The following is a 21,085-nucleotide window of genomic DNA, read 5'->3' on the forward strand; positions in this document are numbered from 1 at the left end:
CGCCTGCGCGGACCATGACGATCGGGGTGTGGACGGGGGCTTAGGCTCGGCGGTCGGGGTGGACGGTTTTGGTGAGGATGGTGGTGTCGCGGCCGATGACGTGGGAGGAGTGGCCGACGATGAGGGGGTCGGGGCCGATTACCACATGCTCGTCCTTGTTGGGGTAGGGCAAGGTCGACAGGAAGTGCTGCATGCAGTTGAGCCGGCCGCGCTTCTTGTCGTCGGACTTGATGATGACCCAGGGGGCGTCGGCGGTGTCGGTGTAGAAGAACATCGCCTCCTTGGCTTCCGTGTAGGCGTCCCACTTGTCGAGCGACGCGAGGTCGATGGGCGAGAGTTTCCACTGCTTCAGCGGATCGTTGCGCCGGTCCATGAAGCGGCGGCGCTGCTCGTCGCGGGTGACGGAAAACCAGAATTTGAAGAGGCGGATGCCGGAGCGGGCGAACATCTGCTCCAGCATGGGGCACTCGCGCATGAACTCCAGGTATTCGGTCGGCGAGCAGAAGTTCATCACGCGTTCCACGCCGGCGCGGTTGTACCAGGACCGGTCGAAGAAGACGATCTCGCCCGCTGCCGGCAGGTGCTGGATGTAGCGCTGGAAATACCACTGGGTGCGCTCGCGCTCGGACGGCTTTTCCAGGGCGACGACGCGGGCGCCGCGCGGGTTGAGGTGTTCCATGAAGCGCTTGATGGTGCCGCCCTTGCCGGCGGCGTCGCGGCCCTCGAACAGGATGACGACCCGCTCGCCGGTGTCGCGCACCCAGTTCTGCACCTTCAGGAGTTCCACCTGCAGGCGCTCCATCTCGCGCGCGTAGACCTTTTCGGTGAGCCGGTCGTCGTAGGGGTAGGCGCCGGTCTCGAAGGCGCGGCGGATGGCATCCGGATCGACCTTTACGCGGCGGAGGGCCTCCATGCGCTCGGTGCGCATGCCCTTGCGGGTCTGGGGCGGTTGGCTCGCGAGATCGGCCGCGGCGCCGGCGATCGACCGCGCGCCATCGGCCTCGACCGGCGCGACGGGCTCGGCGCCCGGGGGAATGAGGATCTCGGTGTCGACGGTGTCCATGGCGGCCTCCCAGATGGGCGATCGCGCTGGCTTGCCGGGCTGATCGGCCCAGGGCGTCGGATCGCTGTTGCCGCATGATGGCGCGCAACCGTTATCTTAGCGGTAAATTTCGGGATGCCGATCGTCCGGGCGAATGCTTAGGCGGCAAGGGATGTGTGATAGGTTGTGCACCGCGCGGGGGTGAAGGGATGAGCGGCGCACCACACTCCGCCGTCATGGTCCGCGAAGGCGGACCACCCACGCTTTGGAACGGGGCGGGAAGGGGATGCGTGGGTGGTCCGCCTGCGCGGACCATGACGATCGATGCGGGAGATCGGCGCTGGAGATGGCTCCGGCAACGTGGCAACGGCTTTTCGTCCGGCCCCACCTCTCAGGGCGCGCCCTGCTCCAGCACCTTGACCACGCGCATGGCGTCGCCCTGTTGGCAGATGGAGACGAAGAGGGGCTCCATCTCGGCCTTGAGGCGGGTGCCGACGGGGGCGGCGGCGTGGGTGAGGCCTTCCAGAGCGAAGAGGTGGCCGTCGCTGGCCTGGAAGAGCGGGCATTCGATGCCGCCCTCCACGATCTCGCCCGTCAGGACCTGGGTGTCGGCCGGCTGGTCCATGGAAATCTCCGCGGTGATGCGGCCGGCATGGTGCGCCCCGAAGCGTTGACGGACCGTTGGCGTTCTGGCCGCCGTTGCGGGCGGGCGGCGCTCAAGGGCGGCGGACAGGCGGGCGGCGGGTCAGATCGGCTGGTCCAGCAGGCCGGCGACGAAGGACTCGGTGCCGGCGGCGATGCGCTCGCGCCGCTTACGCTCGGCCCGCAGGATGGACTGGAGGTCGGCGAAGGCGCCCTGGAGGTCGTCGTTGACGACGATGTAGTCGAAGTTCGGCCACTGCTGGATCTCGGTGCGGGCGTTCCGGAGCCGCTTCTCGATGACGTCGGCGGCGTCCTCGGCGCGGCGCATCAGGCGCGCCTTCAGCTCCGCCATGGTGGGCGGCAGGATGAAGATGGAGACGACGTCGGTCGGCATCTTCTCGCGGAGCTGGGCGGCGCCCTGCCAGTCGATGTCGAAGAGCACGTCGCGGCCGGAGGCGAGCGCCTGCTCCACCGGCGGGCGGGGCGTGGCGTAGAGGTTGCCGTGCACCTCCGCCCATTCCAGGAGCTCGCCGCCCTCGCGCATGGCGTGGAAATGGGAGGGCTTGATGAAGGTGTAGTGCACCCCGTCGACCTCGCTCGGCCGCCGGTCGCGGGTGGTGACCGAGATGGAGAGGGTGATGTCCCGGTCGGTGTCGAGGAGGAGGCGCGAGAGCGTGCCCTTGCCGGCGCCGGACGGCGAGGAGATGACCAGCATCACCCCGCGCCGGGCCATGGGCACCCGCTGGAAGTCGGACATGGACCCGGAAGACGGACTGGCGGTCATGGGCTTACTCGATGTTCTGCACCTGCTCCTTGAACTGGTCCACCGTCGCCTTGAGGGCGAGCCCGATGCGGGTCAGCTCGGTGTCGTTCGACTTGGAGCAAAGCGTGTTGGTTTCGCGGTTGAATTCCTGGGCGAGGAAATCGAGCCGGCGGCCGACCGCGCCGCCGGCGCCGAGAAGCGCGCGGGCCTGGGCGACGTGCGCGGCGAGGCGGTCGAGTTCCTCGCGCACGTCGGCGCGGGTGGCGAGCAGCGCGGCCTCCTGGTGGAGGCGCGCCGGGTCGATCTCCTCGCGGGCAAGGAGCACGGCGAGCTGGTCGAGGAGGCGCGCCTTGATGGCTTCCGGCGTGCGGGCCGGCAGCGCTTCGGCCTCTGCGGCGAGCGCCGCGATCGTGTCCACCTGGGCGCCGAGCACCCGGCCGAGCGCGGCGCCCTCCTGGCGGCGGGCCTCGACGAAGTCGGCGAGGGTCTCCTCGAAGAGGGCGAGCGCGGCGTCGGCGAGCGCCTTCAGGCCATCGTCGTCCGGCGCGGCGGCTTCGACCACCTCCACGACGCCCCGCACGTTGAGGAGGCCGTCGAGGGACGCGGGCGCGACGCCGGGCGTGTCGGCGTAGAATTGCGCGGTGCGGATGAGGGTGTCGAGGAGCGCGGTGTCGATCTGGTAGGCCCGCCCGCCCCCGTCCCGCGCGACGGTGAGGCCGGCCGTCACCGAGCCGCGGGCGAGGCGCTCGCCGGCAAGGGCGCGGGCGCGGGCCTCCACGGCGTCGAAGCCGGGCGGGACGCGGAAGCGCAGGTCGAGGCCGCGTCCGTTGACGGAGCGGATCTCCCAGGCGATCCGCCACGGCTCCAGGCGTCCGTCCCGTCGGGCGAAGCCGGTCATGCTGGTGAGCGCCATGGTCGGGGCCAATCGTCTAGGGTGGCGGCGTGGAGGTCCCTGTGGTGCCCGTCCATGTGCCACAGGCGCGGCCAACCGGCAAGGCACCGGTGAACACGCGCCGCGCCGCCCGCGCGGATCAGCGCCCGCGCGAGACCCGCTCGATCTCGGCCCGGACCAGGCGCTCCACGATGCCGGGCAGGTTCTCGTCCAGCCAGGACTTCAGCATGGGGCGCAGCATCTCCTTGACGAGATCGTCGAGGGTCTTGGCGTTGTTGGAGAGGATGGTGTGGGTGAGCGAGCCGAACGCGGCGTTGACCGACGCGCCGGTCTGGCGAGAGACCAGCGGCTCGGCCGGCTCGTCCAGGTCGTCGGACGCCATGGCGGGCTGCGGCTGGGGACGCTGGCGCGGCGGCGGGGCGACGGGGGGCTCGGGCTCCACGTCCATGTCGAAGGGCTCGGGATCGACCATCCCGGCCATGTCCATGTCCATGGCTTCGGCCTCTGGCTCCTCCTCCGGATCGGCCGGCGGATCGACGAAGGAGACGTCGGCCTCGTCGGGCATCAGGCCCTCGACGAGTTCCAGCGGGTCGTCGTTGGCGGACGAGGGCTCCGGCTCGGATTCCACGAGCTCCAGCACGTCCTCGTCGTCCTCGGCGTCGAGCTCGAGCACCGGCTCGTCGCTGTCGTCCTCCTCGGAGAAGAGCTTGTCGAGGTCCTCCTCGGAGATCACCTCGCCGCCATCGTCCGGCAGGGTGTCGGGCAGCGTATCGGGCGGAGGAACCGGCTTGGCGGCGGCCTTGGACTGAGGCGCGGCGGCCTTCCCGGCCGGCGCGGCGGCGGCAGCCGGTGTCTCGTCCGAGATGATCCGACGGATCGAGGCCAGGATCTCTTCCATCGAGGGTTCCTGGGACGTGTTCGCCTTCGCCATGCCGCTATCTCCACACACCGCAACAGACCGAACCGCCTGTTCCGGCTGCCCGCCCACTGGTCGCGCGCCGATCAGCGGGCCTCCGCGATGATTCGGCTCACTCCTGAAGTATATCAATTCCTTAAGGAACTTGATGCGCCCATGTGCGGACGTGCGGCGTTATCCCCGGCGGTCAGCGACCGTCGGGGGTGCGCAGGCCGATCCACTTGTCGCGCACCTGCTGGTAGTGCGCCTCCGGCTTGTAGGTGGCGACCTGCAGGCCGAGCGACTGGCTGGACAGCCGGCCGATGGAGGCCAGCACCGAGTAGCTCGCCACCACCTGATCGCGCTCCGCCTGCACCTGGGTGATGCGGGCGGAGATGACCTCGGCCTGGGCGTTCAGCACGTCGAGCGTGGTGCGCTGGCCGACGCGCTGCTCCTCCACGACGCCTTCGAGGGCAAGACGCGCGGCCTCCACCTGGCTGCGGGCGGCGACCGACTGGGAGCGGGCCGATTCAAGGCCCGACCAGGCGCCGACGAGCGCGGCCTGGACCTGGTCGCGGGCGCTGTCGATCTCGATCTTGCGCTGGCCGAGGGTCTCCTTGGCCTGACGCACCCGGGAGTAGACCTGACCGCCCTCGTAGATCGGGATGGACAGGCGGCCGAACACCTGGGCGCTGTTGCCGGTCGACGCCTGGAAGCCGTCCTCCCAGTCGCGCTGGGCAGTGGCCTCCAGCGAGACGGACGGCAGCAGCTCGCCCTCGATGATCTTCACGTTGAAGGACGCGGTGTCGGCATTGTAGACGGCGGCCAGGATGGCCGGATGGTCGGTGCGCGACGCCCCGATGGCGGCGTCCAGCGACCGTGGCAGCAGCTTGTCGACGGCCTTGGCGGGCTTCAGGTTCTTCGGCGCGCGGCCGATCACCTGGATGTAGACGCCGCGCGAGGACTCAAGGTTGGCGAGCGCGGCCGACACGTCGGCGCTCGCCGAGGCGAGGCGCGCCTCCGACTGGGCGACGTCGGTCCGGGTGCCCTCGCCCACCTGGAAGCGATCGCGCGAGGCGCGGACCTGTTCCTCCAGGAAGCTGACGTTCTCGCGCAGCAGGCTGAGGATGGCGCCGTCGCGCACCACGTTCATGTAGGCCTCGACCGCGTCGAGCAGGGTGTTCTGCTCGGTATTGCGGAGCGATTCCCGCGAGGCCTTCACCGACGCCTCGGCGGCCTTGGTGCCGTTGACGGTGCGAAAGCCGGAGAAGATCGGCTGGGTGATGGTGATGCCGGCCGACGCGGAGCGCTGCTCGAAGCCCCGGCTGTTGGACGCCCCGAGGTTGGCGAAGGCGTTGATGGACGGCCGGTAGCCGGACAGCGCCTGCGGCACCTCCTCGTCGACGGCGCGCGTGGCGGCACGCTGGGCGTTGAGCGTGGGGTTGTTGGCGTAGGCGGCGGCGAGCGCTTCCGACAGCGTATCGGCGCGGAGCGGGGACGCCGTCAACATAGCGACCAGCGCGGCGGAGACGAGCAGAATTCTCTTCGACACGGCAGACCTCTCGGGACGTCGGGCCCCCCAATCGGTCCCGACCTTCGCGCACCGGACGTCGACAGGGCGGCGCACGCGGATTCGTCAGTCTGAGAAGAGCCCGGATTGCCGGTGAAGTTCAAGCGCGGAGCGATTAATCAATGCTGCGGTTCCGATGAAAGCGGCCGGATGCGGCACTGCGGCCACATCGTCAGGGCGTGTGCGGGGGGCGCGGACAAGTGCAAGCCGGGCGCAGTTAAAAGCGGGTCCGTGCGGCGAATCGCACCGAGCGCACGCGCGACGGCCGGGATGGTTCCACCGGTCGGGCGATGCGCACGGGTTCGCGCCGCCGCAGCCACCGGGCCGGCGCGGTGGGCCTCGGCCCGCATCTGCGGACGGGGCCGGTCGCAGGGTCTGTCGCCGCCCGGTGGGACCGGGCGCGCCGGGCGATCGGCCTTCAGAACTCGAAGGCCGGCTCGCGCTGGAAGCCGGGGAGGAGCGGCACGGCGGCGTTCATGAGGACGCGACCGCTGACTTCGGGTCCGCTGCGGGTGTAGAGCATAGCCCGCGCGGCCTGGCCGAGGCCGACCGTCACCAGAAGACGGCCGCCGTCGGCGAGCTGGTCCGCGAGCGCGTCGGGAAGCACTTCCACGGCGCCGCTGACGAGGATCACGTCATAGGGCGCGCGGGGCGCCCAGCCGGCGGCGAGCGGGCCGGTGACGACCTCCACGGTGTGGATCCCCTGGCCGGCGAGCGCGGTGCGGGCGGCGGCGGCGAGCGCCGCGCCATCCTCCAGCGCGACCACGGCCTTGGCGAGGCGGGCGAGCAGCGCGGCCGTGTAGCCGGTGGTGGCGCCCACTTCCAGGACGGTGTCGGTGGCGCGGATGTCGGCCTGCTGCAGAAGGCGCGCGGTGACCATGGGCTGCAGCATGTAGCGCGGCACCGGATCGGTGCCGACGAGCAGGTTCTGGTCGATGTAGGCGAGTTTCTGGAGGGCTTCCGGCACGAAGGCCTCGCGCGGGACGCCCAGCATGGCGTCGATGATCCGGTGGTCGGTCACGTCGTTGGGCCGAACCTGGCCATCGACCATCTTCGTACGCAACGTGGCTGTGTCGACCATCGCCGATGTCCTCAAGGTGAGCGCGCGCTGCCGATCCCTTAGCCCTCTCGCAGGCGCGAGACAAGAGGCTCGGCGGCCAGGAGAAGGCCGCCGACCGCGCGTTCAGCCCCCTTGCCTCCCCACCCGTTCTCGCCTAATAGGTCGAACTTGTGAGGCCACGTGGCGGAGTGGTTACGCAGCGGATTGCAAATCCGTCTACGGGGGTTCGATTCCCTCCGTGGCCTCCAGCACTCCTTCCCGACATTGCCCGCGAATTTCACCTAGGCTTCCCTGCGGCATAGCTGGGCAAGTGGCGGTGCGCCCCCTCCCCTCGTCGTGTTCTGTAAAGCGCAAAATTGATTTGCACTGCGCGCAATTTCAGATGGCAGCAACAACCAAAGTTTGAAATTGCATCGAACGGTGCTTTCATCGGGTTGGGTAGATGACCTGTGAGAGTGGTGATGAACAACGACGAACGTTATGTCAGAGAAAAGCTGGTTGAGCGGTACATTCGGCTTAAGGACGCTAGCACGGAAGCGCAGGTTGGTTGGGGACGCTGGCTCGTCGGCTCACTAATCCTCGTGCACGGTGGCGCTTTGGTAGCGCTCTCGCAAGGAGAGCGGGTGACCACGGCGATGATGAAGGACGGCGGCATATGTTTCGCTGTTGGGATCGTTTTGGCGCTCGCCAGCGGTTTCGCCGCTTGGATGAATTTCACCTTCTCCATCGATCTTGCGGACGATTGGTCGGATCCGCGCCTAGTCACAGATGCGACTCGCGAGTTCTCCATCAAAGGGCACAACGTTAAACTTATAACTACACTTTGGGCGTCGGCGCTTTGCGGTGTTGGCTCTGTTGCTTCATTCGCAATAGGTGGTTATCGAGTTTACAGTCTGATCAGTCCGTAGTCGTAAAGAGGCTCAGCTCTGCCGGTCGCCTCCGCGTCCAATGACGATGTGTTTCCCCGCCGAGGCTCGGCTGTGCAATAGTACGTTGAGTTCTGATCGGCGTGTTTGTCGCCGTGCATGCCCGCAATCTCCACTCCTAGTCGGAGCCTCGTGCATGCCCGTTTCTGTCGACACTGTTCCAGTCCTTGTTGTCGTTCTGATCGCAGGATTCGGCCTCATCCTCCTTGCCGCCCCCATCCTCCTTGCCAACTGGCGTCATGCGCCGGAGGTCGCCTGGCTCGTCCTTCTGATGGCCGCGTTATGCGCCGTCGTCGGTTCCCTCACGGCGCCCGCCTGGCGGGACATCATCCTCGTCGTCGGGTGGGGCTTCTGTGCGCTGATCGCGTCCGTCTCGCACGTCGCAGGCCCCCTTCGCCTCATTGCCGCGGCCCGCACTCGCGTCCCCGTGGACGACACCCGCCGCGACCCGCTGCCCTGATAGGGCGCCCGCGCCTGACCTCTAGCCAACGAGAAAGGCTGCATTTACGTCCGTTCGGCGCCTCGCTGCGTAAGGACGGGGGACGAAGAGGAGATGGTGTGACCTATCTGGCAGCCTATGGGGCCGCGGCGGCGGTGTTTCTGGTGGTGGACGGGCTGTGGCTCGGGGTCGTGGCGCGGCGATTCTATGCGGATCAGTATGGCGAGATGCTGCGGCCGAAGCCGCGGCTGGGCGCGGCGGCGGCCTTCTATCTGGGCTATCTGGCGGCGCTCATCTGGTTCGCGGTGCTGCCCTCAGAGGGACTCGGAGCCGGCGCGGCGGCGCTGCAGGGGGCGCTGTTCGGGGCGGCCTGCTATGGCACCTATCATTTCACCAACCGCGCCACCCTGCACCGCTGGCCGATCCCCGTGATGGTGGTGGACATCGCCTGGGGTGCCGCGGTGAGCGCGGCGGCGAGCGCCGCCGCGGCGGTCGCGGCGGCGGCTGTCGGCTGAAGGGTTCAGGCGGCCGTCAGGGGCGCGGAGGGCCGCTTTCCGGCTCGCCGCGGGAGTGGAGGTGCCCCATCCGGCGCGAGGCCTTGCGGTTGCGCCACCAGCGGACGATCCACACCTCGCTGCGGCGCCGGACCCGGCGGGCGATGGCGAAGTCGATGGAGAGGATCAGGAGGCCGACCGGCACCATCCAGAAGCCGAGAATCGGCAGAAAGCCGACGAAACCGCCGATGAGGAAGAGAATTCCGATGGCGATGCGGAGCGGCCGATACCGAGGGACCGGAAACGAGCGACCATTCAATTTCACACGAGGCATGGAGTTTCCCAAGCAAACCGCCATGCCCCATATGGGCGTGCGCCGGCTCCGCTTCCAGTGCCCCTGGCTGGGGCCGGTTCATCACCCGAAAAGGGGTTTGCAAATCCGAACCCCTCTGCTATACGCACCGCCACAGCTGATCCGCGATAGCTCAGTTGGTAGAGCGTTCGACTGTTAATCGAATGGTCGCAGGTTCGAGTCCTGCTCGCGGAGCCACCTTTTTCGAGAAAAGACCCGGCCGCCCTTGAGGGGCGACCGGGTCTTTTCCTTTGCGGGATCTGGTGCTGTTGCGGCCCTGGTCTTCATGATGCGCCTATCGGACCACGGCGGATCCTCGCTGCCTTTCAGGGCGCGCGCGGAACTACGATGCGGGTGGGCCGCGGCAAGTGCGCACGATCCGCCCTCCCGCCCGCCTCAGGAGCGGCCAGTTCCGCGGAAGGCCGCCGCGAGGCCGCCGAGCGCCGGCGGGGCGTAGAGCCAGCCGCCGCCGCGCCGTTCCGCCAGCTGCCGGAGCGCCAGCGAGGCCGCGATGGAGCCGAACACCAACGCCGGGAGCAGGAGGTAGCCTGCGCCGCGCGGCAGCGCCTCGGACGGAAGACCGAGGAGCGCCAGGGAGAGGACGAAGGGGTGGGCGAGATAGATCGGCAGCGTGTGGCGGCCGAGGAAGCCGACCACCGCCTGGACGGGCGCCAGACGGGTGACCAGTTCGGCCACCCGGCAGCCGATCACCAGCCCGATCAGACAGAGCGTGACCCGGACGAGCCCGAGCGGGAGGCCATCCAGGTCGAAGCGGATGCCGATCAGGATCCCGTAAAGGACGCCGAGGCCGGCGATCAGCGCCAGCGGCACGTCCGTCACCCGGGCGGCGATCCGGCTGCCGTAGAAGCAGCCGACGAGGAAGAAGACGTAGTACTGCAAGGTGCCGAGGTAGGCCTGGCTCGTGACCGGCGCGAAGCCGCCGAGGGTCGCGATGGAGACCACGAGGGCGGTTCCGATCACCAGCGGGCGCGGCACGCCGGCGAGCGCCTTCGTGGCGACCACATAGAGGCCGAGCGCCAGGATGAACCAGATCTCCGAGGCGGGCTCCACGAGGTTGGCGGCGAATTCGGTCATCACGGGGCTGTCGGTCACCCCCAGGCTGCGACGGTGCAGCGCATGGAGGATCGACCAGGTGACGAACAGATAGGCGAGCAGCCAGACCCGGCGGGAGAGCACGGCGCGCCAGTCCTGGGTGATCAGGCGCTGGGCCAGGAAGCCCGAGATGGCGAAGAAGACGGGCATGCGGATCGGCCCGAACAGGTTGTTGACGAGCCAGAAATGGTGGTTGCCGAGGTCTGCCTTCTCCAGCTGGATCGTCGCGTGGAAGAAGACGACAAGAATGATGGACCCGCCGCGCGCAACGTCGAGCCAGGCCAAACGCCCGGAATCAGCCATACGCAATAAACTCCTGAACAACGCACACCGGACCCGGTCGGCAGGACGGGGTCGGCGGCAGCCATGCCCGCCGGCCGAGCGACAGCCGCCCAACGGCGGCCGCAGCCGTCGCTGTCGACGGCCGACCGATCCGGGCGCGCCCGCCACCCCGATCCTGAAAACCACGACGCCCGAAAAGGAGCACCGTGTTGCAAACGGCCGGTCCGGTGTGTTGTTCCCGATTTTTCACTTGGAGTCGGATCGGCGGCCGGCGGCCGGGGCCGCCGAAAGGGGCGCCTGAAACGACGAAGGGCGCGTCCTTGCGGAACGCGCCCCTTGGCAAGAGTGGGATCAGGAAGCCTGTCGAGGGCCGCGCCGTGGGCCGGTCAGCCGACCTTGGCGAAGGTGTCGTCGAACGAGTAGCCGGCGCCTCGGACGGTGCGGATCGGGTCGCGCTTGGCGGACCGGTTCAGCACCTTGCGCAGGCGGCCCACGTGGACGTCGACGGTGCGCTCGTCCACGTAGACGTCGTGGCCCCAGACGCCGTCGAGCAGCTGCTCGCGGGAGAATACGCGGCCCGGCGAGCGCATCAGGAATTCCAGGAGCTTGAACTCGGTGGGGCCGAGATGCAGCTCGCGGCCGCTCCGCCGCACCCGGTGTGTCTCGCGGTCGAGCTCCAGGTCGCCGAGCGACAGGACGGACGACAAAACCTCCGGCTTGGCGCGGCGCAGGATGGCGCGGATGCGCGCCACCACTTCCGGCACCGAGAAGGGCTTGACGATATAGTCGTCGGCGCCGGTGCCGAGGCCCCTCACCCGCTCGGATTCCTCGCCGCGGGCGGTGAGCATGATGATGGGCACCCGCTCGGTTTCCGGCCGGGCGCGGAGGCGGCGGCAGAGCTCGATGCCGGAGAGGCCGGGCAGCATCCAGTCCAGGAGCACCAGATCCGGCGTCACCTCGCGCAGACGGATCTCCGCGTCGTCACCTCGGAAGGCTTGCTCCACCTCGTAGCCTTCGGCCTCCAGGTTGTAGCGCAGCAGGAGGCTGACAGGCTCCTCGTCCTCGACGATCAACACCTTCGGCATCGAGATGGTCTCTCCCAGGATCGGGCTTGCGCCCGACAGGCTCTCTCAGGACCGGGCGCACGCCCGACAGGTAGTCTCAGGACCGGGCACGCGCCCGGCCGGCTTTTCTCAACGAAGGGCACCGGGACGGCGGACGCCCGTCAGGGCGCCACGCTCTCCATGCTGGTGTTGTCCGACTTCGGGCGCTCGTCCTCGAACGCGTGGCCGGTGACGGCGTAGTGCACGGTTTCGGCGATGTTGGTGGCGTGGTCGCCGATGCGCTCGATGTTCTTGGCGCAGAACAACAGATGCGTGCACTGGGAGATGTTGCGCGGATCCTCCATCATGTAGGTGAGGAGCTCGCGGAACAGGGACGTGTAGAGCGCGTCGATCTCCTCGTCGCGCTCGCGCACGACGGAGGCCTTGGCGTCGTCGCGGGTGGTGAAGGCGTCGAGCACGTCCTTCAGCTGCTCCAGGGCGATCTCGGCCAGGTGCTCCACGCCGACGATCAGGCGCTTGTGCACCACGGCGCCGTTGATGGCGACCACGCGCTTGGCGATGTTCTTGGCGAGGTCGCCGACGCGCTCCAGGTCGGAGGAGATGCGCATGGCGGCGACGATCTCGCGCAGGTCCGACGCCATCGGCTGGCGGCGGGCGATGATCAGGATGGCCTGTTCCTCGGCGGCGCGCTGCATGGCGTCGAGCCGCATGTCTTCGGCGATGATGCGGTGGGCGAGCGACTCGTCCAGCCGGGTCAGGGCGCGGATGCTGTCGGTGACCAGGTGCTCGGCGAGACCGCCCATCTGGGCGATGCGGCTGGCGAGGTCGCGCAGCTCGTGCTCGTAGGCGGAGATCGTATGTTCCATGACTGTCCCCTTCCGGGATCCTGAACGGGTGGGGCGGGTCAGCCGAAGCGGCCGGTGATGTAGTCCTGGGTCCGCTTCTCGATCGGGTTGGTGAAGATGTGGTCGGTCGGACCCTCCTCCACCAGGACACCCAGATGGAAGAAGGCGGTGCGCTGGGACACGCGGGCGGCCTGCTGCATGGAATGGGTGACGATGATGATGGTGTAGTTGGCGCGCAGCTCGTCGATCAGCTCCTCCACCTTGGCGGTGGCGATCGGGTCGAGGGCCGAGCACGGCTCGTCCATCAGGATGACGTCGGGAGACACCGCGATGGCGCGGGCGATGCAGAGGCGCTGCTGCTGGCCGCCGGAAAGGCCGGTGCCGGGCTCCTGCAGGCGGTCCTTCACCTCGTTCCAGAGCGATGCCTTCTGAAGCGACGAGGAGACGATCTCCTCAAGGTCGGCCTTGGACTTGGCAAGGCCGTGGATCTTGGGACCGTAGGCCACGTTGTCGAAGATCGACTTCGGGAACGGGTTCGGCTTCTGGAACACCATGCCGACGCGGGCGCGGAGCTCCACCACGTCGAGGTCGGGATCGTAGATGTCCCGGTTGTCGAGGGTGATCTTGCCCTCCACCCGGGCGCCCGCGATGGTGTCGTTCATGCGGTTGATGCAGCGCAGGAAGGTGGACTTGCCGCAGCCCGACGGGCCGATGAAGGCTGTCACGGCGCGGTCCGGGATGTCGATCGACACCCCGAAGAGCGCCTGCTTGGCGCCGTAGAAGACCTTCACGTCCTCGCCTTTCACCTTGACCGGACGCGGGGCGGCGTCGGGGGTGCGGACGGTCTTGAAGGTCTGGGTTTCGCGCGGCAGTTCAGCGACGGTAGCCATGGATCTTTACCTCTTGAATGAGGAGTTCGGTGTGCGGCGAGCGGATTACCAGGTCCGCTCCAGCCGCTGGCGGAGGAAGACGGCGATGCCGTTCATGACGATCAGGAAGCCGAGCAGCACCAGGATGGCCGCGGACGTCCGCGAGACGAAGCCGCGTTCCGGGCTGTCGGCCCAGATGAAGATCTGGGTCGGCAGCGCCGTGGAAGCCTCCAGGAGACCGCCCGGCGGAGAGGTGATGAAGGCGTTCATGCCGATGAGGAGCAAGGGGGCGGTTTCGCCGAGCGCCTGGGCGAGGCCGATGATGGTGCCGGTCAGGATGCCCGGCAGCGCCAAGGGCAGCACGTGGTGCATGATCACCTGGTGCTTGGAGGCCCCCATGCCGAGCGCCGCCTCGCGGATCGACGGCGGCACCGCCTTCAGCGACGCGCGGGTGACGATGATCATCGTCGGCAGCGTCATGAGGGCGAGCACCATGCCGCCGACGAGCGGGGCCGAGCGCGGCAGGCCGAAGAAGTTGAGGAAGACCGCCAGACCGAGGAGGCCGAACACGATGGACGGCACGGCCGCGAGGTTGTTGATGTTCACCTCGATAAGGTCGGTCCACCGGTTCTTCGGCGCGAACTCCTCCAGATAGATGGCCGCCGCGATGCCGATCGGGAAGCTCAGCACGAAGCAGACGAGCAGCGCGTAGAAGGAGCCAGTGATGGCGCCGGCGAGGCCGGCAAGCTCGGGGAAGCGGCTGTCGGCGTTGGTGACGAGCTCCCAGTTGAACGGAGCCGCCACCCGGTCCTGCTCCACGAGGCGGTCGAACCAGGCGATCTGCTGGTCGGTCACCCGGCGCTGGTTCTCCGGCACGTCGCGGGAGATGGCGCCCTTGTTGAGCTGGTCGAAGGGGTCCGACGACGGGACCGTGAGGGTCAGCGTGCCGCCGATCACCGACGGGTTGGCCAGCACCGCGTCACGCACCATGAACTGGGCGTTGTTCGTGATGATCTCGCCAAGCTTGCGCTGGTCCGGCGGCGTGGTGACCTCCGGGAAGATGTCCAGGAGCGCCTGCCGCACCACGTTGCGGTAGTTGCCGGCGGCCGGATCCTCGGCCTTGACCCACTCGGCGCGGATCGGGAAGTCGAGGGTGACCTTGGTCTGCACGAAGGCCAGGTAGCCGGTGCTCGCCAGGGAGACGATCAGAAGGCCGAGAAGGCCGATGGCAGTGGTGATCGCCGCGATCCCGTAGAACTGGAGGCGACGATCGGCGGCGTAGCGGCTCTTGCGACGAGCGACCGCGGTTTCGGAGGACCACTCGACGGGTCCGCGCAGGGAGATGTCCGACATGATGGCCTCCGTCTCACTCGTACTGTTCGCGGTACTTGCGGACAATGCGCAGCGCAACGATGTTGAGAACTAGGGTGATCAGGAAGAGCACCAGGCCGAGTGCGAAGGCCGCGAGGGTCTTGGGGCTGTCGAACTCGGTGTCGCCGATGAGCAGGGTGACGATCTGCACGGTGACGGTGGTCACGCTGTCGAGCGGGTTGAAGGTGAGCGAGGCGATAAGGCCCGCCGCCATCACGACGATCATGGTCTCGCCGATGGCGCGGCTGACGCCGAGGAGGATGCCGCCGACGATGCCCGGCAGGGCGGCCGGGAGCAGCACCTTGGTGATCGTCTCGCCGGGCGTCGCGCCAAGGGCGAGCGAGCCGTCGCGCATGGAGCGGGGCACCGCCTTCAGGGCGTCGTCGGAGAGCGACGAGATGAAGGGCAGGATCATGATGCCCATGACCGCGCCGGCCGCGAAGGCGCTGTTCGGCGAGATCGGAATGCCGACGAGGCCGCCGGCCTCACGCACGGCCGGGGCGACCACCAGGATGGCGAAGAAGCCGAACACCACAGTCGGCACGCCAGCGAGGATCTCCATGATCGGCTTCACCACCGCGCGGACGCCGTCACCGGCGTACTCGACGAGATAGATGGCCGTGAAGAGGCCGATCGGGGTGGCGACGGCCATGGCAATCAACGAGATCAGCAACGTGCCGGCAAAGACCGGGACCGCGCCGAAGGCGCCGGCGCCGGCGATCTGGTCCGGCCGAAGGGCGATCTGCGGCTCCCACTTCAGGCCGAAGAGGAATTCGGTGATCGGCACAAGACGAAAGAAGGCCGCGGCTTCGTAGACGAGCGAGGCGACGATCCCGGCCGTGGTGAGGATCGCCAGCGTGGAGCAGAAGATCATCAGCCCGGACACCACGCGCTCGAAGTTGTTGCGCGACCGGAACCGTGCCGAGAGCTGGTTGCGCGTGAACGTGAGCGCGGCGACCATCAACGCGAGAAGGACGACGACGAGCGCCCAGTCGGCGATCACATCCAGACGGGTGAGCGTGGCCGCGGCCTCGACGATCTCCGGCGAGGGTTCCGAGAACATGCGACCGCTCGCCACGTTCTTGATCTCGGAGAGGTAGAGGCTCATCTGCGCGGTGCTGGCGCCGGCCGTCATGCTTTCCGGCAGTCCACCGAGAACCATGCTTTCGACCACCTGGCTCTGCAGCGAGACCCATATCAGGACCAGGATGAAGGCCGGAACGCCCACCCAGGCCGCCACGTAGGCGCCGTGGTATCCGGGAAGCGAGTGCACCTTGGGGCCGCCGGCGGTGATGAAGGACGCACCCTTGGCACGCCCCATCCAGAAGCCGACCAGCGTCACTGCAATGATTAGAAGGAACGCATATCCGATCATGGTGCGTCATCACCTCGGAAGGGGGGCGTATGTCAAGACGACAAACCCGCCCCGGCGAGCCGGGGCGGGTCGAACCGCCTGGATGGCGGATTACTTGGCCGGAGCGGCCATCGCGGTGGCGTTGGCCACGGCCTGACGGATCTCTTCGCGCTTGGTCTCGTCGAGCGGGATGAGGCCGCGCTCGGCGAGGTAGCCGCCCTCACCGAAGGACGCCTCGGAGACGTACTCGTTGAGGAAGTCCTCAAGACCCGGGATCACGCCGCGGTGCGCGTTCTTCACGTAGATGAAGAGCGGACGGGACACGGCATAGGAACCGTCGGCGATGGTCTCGGTCGACGGGGCGACGCCGTCGATCGGGGTGCCGACCAGCTTGTCCTGGTTTTCATAGAGGAAGGAGTAGCCGAAGATGCCGAGCGAGTTCGGATCGGCCTCGAGGCGCTGAACGATCAGGTTGTCGTTCTCACCGGCTTCGATGAACGGGCCGTCCTGGCGCATGCGCTCGCAGACTTCCTTCTTGGCGTCGGCCTCGAGGGCCTTGATCGCCGGGAAGGCGTCGCAGCCCGGGTGCATGACGAGTTCGACAAAGGCGTCGCGGGTGCCCGAGGTCGGCGGCGGGCCGAACACGGTGATCTGGGTGGCCGGGAGCGACGCGTCGATCTCGTTCCACATCTTGTACGGGTTGTCGACGATCTGGCCGTCCTTCTCGACCTTCGAGGCGAGCGCCTGGAAGATCTGAGCCTTGGTCAGGCTGACCTCGGTGCCCGACCGGGCGTGAGCGATCGACAGGCCGTCGTAGCCGAGGAGGATCTCGGTCACGCTCTCGACGCCGCCGGCCTGGCAGGCTTCGAACTCGGACTTCTTCATGGCGCGCGAGGCACCGGTCACGTCCGGATGGTCGACGCCGACGCCGCCGCAGAAGATCTTGAAGCCGCCACCGGTGCCGGTGGACTCCACGACCGGCGCGGTCTTGCCGGTGGCGTTGGCGAACTGCTCGGCGACAGCCTGGGTGTAGGGGAACACCGTGGAGGAACCGACAATGCGGATCTGGTCACGAGCCTGAGCGGCGGAGGCGACCGTCAGGGCCGCAGCGGCAAGCGCGATCGCGCTGGCGGTGTTGATGAGCTTCACGGGACAACTCCCTGTCTTTGTACTCGGCGCGATCCCTGCGGCCACGCCTGTTGCATGGGTGTCCTAGGAGGGGCAGGAAACACGACGATGAAGCTTCGATGACATTTCCATGACACCCGTCGGCCCCGCCTTCGGGCGCGCGGAGGCCCTCTGGCGCAAGGGCTTGTAGCCGGCGCAGCGTTTCGGCGGCGGACTGGCGAGCCGTCTTTGCGGGAAACCGCCGGGTGCCAAGCGGGTTGGCCGCGCCGGGACGATGCGCGGTCGCGGCGGGCAGTGCGCCGGCGTTCCGGCGTCAGGGGGACGGGAGCGCGAGCGCCTTCCGCGGTCCGGCGGCGGCGGACCGGTGCGTCACGAAGGGCAACGCGGAGGCGAGCCAGGCCGGGCGCACCTCGTGGCCGCCGTCGTGGCGGCAGAAGGTGACCGGGCCGCGTCCGCACGGCGCCGAGACCACGCAGGCGATGCCGGCGAGCGTGACGGGCGGCGCGGGATCGGCTTGGCAGTGGGCGCGCGCCTTCAGGACGTCGAGGCTCTCGGCGGTGTCGCCCTGGTGCCAGCGGCTGCCGATCGCCCGTCCGGCGAGCGGAAAGGTGCGGTCGGCGGTGCCGTGGAAATGGACGAGTGGCGGCGGCATGGCCGGACAATCCGCCGCGGCCGGCAGCGGATCCCAGAACACGCCCGCGAAGGTGACCGCGCCGGCCACCCGGTCCCCCAGGCGGCAGACCGCGTACCAGGCCATGGAAGCGCCCTGGGAGAAGCCGCCGACGACCACCGCCTCGGGGCCGAACGCGAACCGGGCCTGAAGGTCATCGAGCACGGCGGCGGTGACGGCGAACTCGTCGCGGGCGTCCGAGGGCGCGTTCGGGTGCGCCCAGGTGCCCTCGGCGCCGTCGACGGCGGCGAAGGCGAAGCCGGCGTCGTGCGCAGCGTTCACCAGGTCGCGGTGGCGCATCTGCGCCTCGGCGGAGCCCTTGTAGCCGTGGAAGAACAGGTAGACGCCAGCCGCCCTCCCCTCCGACGGCAGTTCGATGCGGTAGGTGGCGCTTCCCTTCACCGCGCACGGAACCGGGCCGCCGCAGGGGGGGCGGGGTTCTTCGGCGGCAGTCGCGGTCGTGAGCCCGGCGAGAAGGAGCGGGGCGAGCAGGCGGGCGATCCGGATCAGTCCCATGGCGTTTCCCCTTCCGCGCGGGCGCGGCATGACGACGGCGGCGACGGCCTCAGCCCTTCCAGGGCGAGGCCTTGAACCAGCGGACCGCGTAGGCGACCGCCACGAGGACGGCCATGCCGGCGAGGTTGCCGGCCGCGACGGTGAGGCCGGTGCGGCCGGTATGGTCGAGCGCGATGCCGATGACCTGCGCGGTCACCATGCCGGCGACGAACACCGCCAGGGACTGCTGGCCGACCACCGAGATCACGGTGACCGCCGGCCCCTTCAGGCGCCGCCCGCCCTCCCCCACGAGGTGCACGGCCAGATAGGCGAGCGCCAGGAAATGGACGAGACGGAGGAGGCCGAAGGTGGTCTTGTCGGTGAGCGGGCGAAGGGTATTCGCCGCCTCGGCCAGGACCGGCACCGCGTTCAGCGCCACGTACCACGCGAAGGGCACCGTGGCGATGACGATGACCGCTGCGAGCGCCATCAGGGCGGGCGTGCGGGGCGGCGGCACCAGGGTGCGGCGCATCAGGAAGAAGCCGAGGAAGAAAAGGAGCTGCCAGCCGAACGGGTTGAAGTACCAGGGCCGGTCCGACCAGGGCTCGGCGGGGAGGTTCACGCCGGCCTGCGCCATTAGCCAGATCGCCCCCATGGCGACGAAGGGCGCCGCCCGGTGCAAACGCTCGAGGCCGAGCATCACCGGCATCAGGGCGAGGATGACCAGGTACATGGGCAGGATGTCGAAATAGTTGGGCACGTAGCTGAGCGTCAGCAGGCCGAGGAGCTGCGGACCCGGATCGTCAAGGAAGGGCATGAGGTTGAGGCTGGACGGGTAGCCGGTGCCGTCCGGCTTGGTGCCCGCGGCGACCATCAGGGCCACCACGACGACGAAGACGAGCACGTGGGTCCAGTAGACCTGCCAGATGCGGTGGGCCGTCCGGCCGATGCCCATCAGGAAGCCGTCGCGGTCGTAGATGCGGCCGAAGGCGAGCGCCGACGCCATGCCGGAAAGGAAGACGAACATCTCCGTCGCGTCGGAGAAGCCGAAGCGGGCGGGAATCCACAGGATCCACGGGTTGTTCGGCACATGGGCGATGAGGATGATCATCATGCCGATGCCGCGGAAGACGTCGAGGCGCGGGTCGCGCGGGCGCTTGGCCGTGGGCGCGGCGGGCGGCCGGGCGGCCTTGAGGTCAGAAGGCGTCTTGGTAAGCATCGGCATCGAACCGGCAGGCGATCAGGGTGAAGCGGTCGCGCGTCGGCGCGGCGGCGAGGGCATCGCGAAGGGCGACGGTGGTGTCGACGGTGACGCCGTGGCCGCCGAAGCCCTCCGCGACCTTGGCGAAATCGGTGGCGCCGAGCGTCACGCCGGCACTGGCAAGCCCCGCCGCGCCCTGCTTCAGGGCGATGAGGGCGAGGCTGAGATCCTGGAAGAGCACGATGGTGAGGGGCAGCTTGAGGTCGCGGAGCGTGGCGAGCTCGCCGATGCCCATCTCCAGGCCGCCGTCGCCCATGACGGCGAACACCGGCCGGGACGGGTCCGCCACCTTGGCGCCGATGGCGAGCGGCAGGGCGGCCGCCATGGTGCAGAAGCCGGCGGACTGGAGGAGCGCGAGCGGCCGCGTCGCCACCCACTTCTGCGACAGGAGGATGCGGTGGGCGCCGCTGTCCACCGTCACCACGGCGTCCGGGCCGGCGGCGGCGTTGAGGGCGTCCACTATGGCGTGCGGGCCGAAGCCGGCGGGGGTGGCGAAGCGCTCGGCGAGCATCCGCCGCGCCGCCGCCGGCTCGCCGCCGGGCCAGCCGGCGCGCGGCTTCACACGGGCGGCGAGCGCCGGCAAAGCGGCGCCGGGGCGGGCGGCGAGGCGCAGGCCCGCGTGGTGCATGGCGTGGTCGGCGGGGGTGCCGGTGATCTCCACGATCCGATCGGCCGGCGCCGGGTCGAGCCAGCCGAGCCGCATCTCGATGGGGTCGTAGCCGACGAGGAGGACGAGGTCCGCGTCCCGGATCAGGCCGAGGAGGATGCGGTCGGCGATGGGCGAGAGGCCCGCGCCGCCAAGGGCGAGCGGGTGGTGCTCCGGCACGAGGCCCTTGGCCTTGTAGGTGGTGAGGATGGGCGCGCCGACCGCCTCGGCGAGCGCGAGGAGCGCGCCGCCGGCGCCATCGCGGGCGGCTTCGAGGCCGGCGAGGATGACCGGGCGCGACGCCGCCGCGATGCGGTCGGCGATGCGGCCGATGGCCGGGTCGTCAGCCGCGACGGCGGGGCGGACGACGGCCGGCGGGGCGACGGGTCCGCCGCCCATCTCGGCCATCGCCGCGACGGCGGGCGAGAGGTCGAGGTGCACCGGGCCCATGGGCTCGGCGAGCGCGAGGGCGAGGGCGCGGGCGACGGTCGCGCCGACGCTCTCCGGCTCGATCTCGAAGCTCGCCTTGACGAGCGGGCGGAGCATGGCCGCCTGGTCGATCACCTGGTGGGTGTAGCGGGCGCGGGTCGAACGGTCGACGACGCCGGAGATCACGACCAGCGGCACGTGCTCCTGGGCGGCGTCGGCGATGCCGTTGACCGCGTTGGCAAGCCCCGGGCCGACCGTGGTGACGAGAAGGCCCGGCGCGCCGGTGGCCGAGAAGGCCCCGGCCGCCATCAGGGCGGCCGCGGTCTCGTGGCGGGCAAGGTGGAAGGGGATGCCGGCCTGCTGCAGCCCGTCCACCAGGGTCACCACCTCGCCGCCGGGCATGCCGAAGGCGTGGGCGACCCCGTGGGCCTTCAGCGTGGCCGCGACCGTGTCGGCAATCCTGGTCATGTGGTTCCCCCCTCC

21 protein-coding genes and 2 tRNA genes are annotated in these 21,085 nt (G+C 69.1%); 5 read left to right on the plus strand and 18 right to left on the minus strand.

What is annotated here, in order from left to right; genetic code table 11:
• Positions 1-40: 40 nt before the first annotated feature.
• The 7 genes from ppk2 to BUQ68_RS02535 all read right to left on the minus strand — a co-directional run bounded on the left by ppk2 (position 41) and on the right by BUQ68_RS02535 (position 6,885).
• The gene (ppk2, locus tag BUQ68_RS02505; protein WP_083656172.1) at positions 41-1,063 is read right to left on the minus strand and encodes a polyphosphate kinase 2; all 1,023 of its coding nucleotides are present in this window, start codon (positions 1,061-1,063) and stop codon (positions 41-43) included.
• 370 nt (positions 1,064-1,433) lie between these two features.
• Positions 1,434-1,667: a hypothetical protein gene (locus tag BUQ68_RS02510; protein ID WP_075214379.1), complete on the minus strand. Its 234-nt coding sequence runs from the start codon at positions 1,665-1,667 to the stop codon at positions 1,434-1,436.
• 120 nt (positions 1,668-1,787) lie between these two features.
• Complete coding sequence (gene gmk, locus BUQ68_RS02515; RefSeq protein WP_425349486.1) at positions 1,788-2,468, minus strand: guanylate kinase; 681 nt, start codon at positions 2,466-2,468, stop codon at positions 1,788-1,790.
• A gap of 4 nt (positions 2,469-2,472) precedes the next feature.
• The gene (locus BUQ68_RS02520; protein WP_075214381.1) at positions 2,473-3,360 is read right to left on the minus strand and encodes a YicC/YloC family endoribonuclease; all 888 of its coding nucleotides are present in this window, start codon (positions 3,358-3,360) and stop codon (positions 2,473-2,475) included.
• Positions 3,361-3,478: 118 nt separating this feature from the next.
• Positions 3,479-4,270 (minus strand): PopZ family protein, encoded by a 792-nt coding sequence (locus tag BUQ68_RS24420; protein ID WP_075214382.1) that lies wholly within the window; start codon positions 4,268-4,270, stop codon positions 3,479-3,481.
• A 172-nt stretch (positions 4,271-4,442) separates the two neighbouring features.
• A complete protein-coding gene (locus BUQ68_RS02530; protein WP_245293144.1) occupies positions 4,443-5,786 on the minus strand; it encodes a TolC family outer membrane protein in 1,344 nt (447 codons plus the stop codon).
• A gap of 436 nt (positions 5,787-6,222) precedes the next feature.
• Positions 6,223-6,885: a protein-L-isoaspartate O-methyltransferase family protein gene (locus tag BUQ68_RS02535; protein ID WP_075214384.1), complete on the minus strand. Its 663-nt coding sequence runs from the start codon at positions 6,883-6,885 to the stop codon at positions 6,223-6,225.
• A 153-nt stretch (positions 6,886-7,038) separates the two neighbouring features.
• On the opposite strand from BUQ68_RS02535, the gene BUQ68_RS02540 reads away from it, so the two are divergent.
• The 4 genes from BUQ68_RS02540 to BUQ68_RS24130 all read left to right on the plus strand — a co-directional run bounded on the left by BUQ68_RS02540 (position 7,039) and on the right by BUQ68_RS24130 (position 8,744).
• Positions 7,039-7,112: transfer RNA gene (locus tag BUQ68_RS02540), tRNA-Cys, on the plus strand.
• A gap of 213 nt (positions 7,113-7,325) precedes the next feature.
• Positions 7,326-7,772 carry a hypothetical protein gene (locus BUQ68_RS23175; RefSeq protein WP_139315126.1) on the plus strand — a complete coding sequence of 149 codons (447 nt, stop codon included), beginning with the start codon at positions 7,326-7,328 and terminating at the stop codon, positions 7,770-7,772.
• Between the two features lie 154 nt (positions 7,773-7,926).
• Positions 7,927-8,250 (plus strand): hypothetical protein, encoded by a 324-nt coding sequence (locus BUQ68_RS24125; protein ID WP_075214385.1) that lies wholly within the window; start codon positions 7,927-7,929, stop codon positions 8,248-8,250.
• 98 nt (positions 8,251-8,348) lie between these two features.
• Positions 8,349-8,744 carry a DUF2177 family protein gene (locus BUQ68_RS24130; RefSeq protein ID WP_075214386.1) on the plus strand — a complete coding sequence of 132 codons (396 nt, stop codon included), beginning with the start codon at positions 8,349-8,351 and terminating at the stop codon, positions 8,742-8,744.
• A 16-nt stretch (positions 8,745-8,760) separates the two neighbouring features.
• Here the strand turns inward: BUQ68_RS24130 and BUQ68_RS02555 are convergent, their stop codons facing one another.
• Positions 8,761-9,057 carry a PGPGW domain-containing protein gene (locus BUQ68_RS02555; protein WP_342586978.1) on the minus strand — a complete coding sequence of 99 codons (297 nt, stop codon included), beginning with the start codon at positions 9,055-9,057 and terminating at the stop codon, positions 8,761-8,763.
• A 140-nt stretch (positions 9,058-9,197) separates the two neighbouring features.
• On the opposite strand from BUQ68_RS02555, the gene BUQ68_RS02560 reads away from it, so the two are divergent.
• A tRNA-Asn gene (locus BUQ68_RS02560) sits at positions 9,198-9,273 on the plus strand.
• A 198-nt stretch (positions 9,274-9,471) separates the two neighbouring features.
• Here the strand turns inward: BUQ68_RS02560 and BUQ68_RS02565 are convergent.
• The 10 genes from BUQ68_RS02565 to BUQ68_RS02610 form a co-directional block, all read right to left on the minus strand.
• On the minus strand, positions 9,472-10,491 hold the full coding sequence (locus tag BUQ68_RS02565) for an acyltransferase family protein (protein WP_083656175.1): 1,020 nt from the start codon (positions 10,489-10,491) through the stop codon (positions 9,472-9,474).
• A 365-nt stretch (positions 10,492-10,856) separates the two neighbouring features.
• Positions 10,857-11,555 (minus strand): phosphate regulon transcriptional regulator PhoB, encoded by a 699-nt coding sequence (gene phoB, locus BUQ68_RS02570; RefSeq protein WP_075214389.1) that lies wholly within the window; start codon positions 11,553-11,555, stop codon positions 10,857-10,859.
• Between the two features lie 140 nt (positions 11,556-11,695).
• Positions 11,696-12,400: a phosphate signaling complex protein PhoU gene (gene phoU / locus BUQ68_RS02575; RefSeq protein ID WP_075214390.1), complete on the minus strand. Its 705-nt coding sequence runs from the start codon at positions 12,398-12,400 to the stop codon at positions 11,696-11,698.
• 38 nt (positions 12,401-12,438) lie between these two features.
• The gene (gene pstB, locus BUQ68_RS02580) at positions 12,439-13,269 is read right to left on the minus strand and encodes a phosphate ABC transporter ATP-binding protein PstB (protein WP_083656177.1); all 831 of its coding nucleotides are present in this window, start codon (positions 13,267-13,269) and stop codon (positions 12,439-12,441) included.
• Between the two features lie 45 nt (positions 13,270-13,314).
• The gene (gene pstA / locus BUQ68_RS02585) at positions 13,315-14,601 is read right to left on the minus strand and encodes a phosphate ABC transporter permease PstA (protein ID WP_075214391.1); all 1,287 of its coding nucleotides are present in this window, start codon (positions 14,599-14,601) and stop codon (positions 13,315-13,317) included.
• A gap of 13 nt (positions 14,602-14,614) precedes the next feature.
• Complete coding sequence (pstC, locus tag BUQ68_RS02590) at positions 14,615-15,994, minus strand: phosphate ABC transporter permease subunit PstC (protein WP_075214392.1); 1,380 nt, start codon at positions 15,992-15,994, stop codon at positions 14,615-14,617.
• Positions 15,995-16,084: 90 nt separating this feature from the next.
• Positions 16,085-17,122 carry a PstS family phosphate ABC transporter substrate-binding protein gene (locus BUQ68_RS02595; protein ID WP_075214393.1) on the minus strand — a complete coding sequence of 346 codons (1,038 nt, stop codon included), beginning with the start codon at positions 17,120-17,122 and terminating at the stop codon, positions 16,085-16,087.
• Positions 17,123-17,414: 292 nt separating this feature from the next.
• Positions 17,415-18,287, minus strand: a complete 873-nt coding sequence (locus BUQ68_RS02600; protein WP_075214394.1) for a CE1 family esterase — start codon at positions 18,285-18,287, stop codon at positions 17,415-17,417.
• 49 nt (positions 18,288-18,336) lie between these two features.
• Positions 18,337-19,485: an OpgC family protein gene (locus tag BUQ68_RS02605; RefSeq protein ID WP_075214747.1), complete on the minus strand. Its 1,149-nt coding sequence runs from the start codon at positions 19,483-19,485 to the stop codon at positions 18,337-18,339.
• Positions 19,463-21,070 (minus strand): thiamine pyrophosphate-binding protein, encoded by a 1,608-nt coding sequence (locus tag BUQ68_RS02610; protein WP_075214395.1) that lies wholly within the window; start codon positions 21,068-21,070, stop codon positions 19,463-19,465. The genes BUQ68_RS02605 and BUQ68_RS02610 overlap by 23 nt, the downstream gene beginning before the upstream one ends.
• Positions 21,071-21,085: the final 15 nt, after the last annotated feature.

Origin of the sequence: Mongoliimonas terrestris (assembly GCF_001927285.1) — a bacterium.
Classification (GTDB): domain Bacteria; phylum Pseudomonadota; class Alphaproteobacteria; order Rhizobiales; family Pleomorphomonadaceae; genus Chthonobacter; species Chthonobacter terrestris.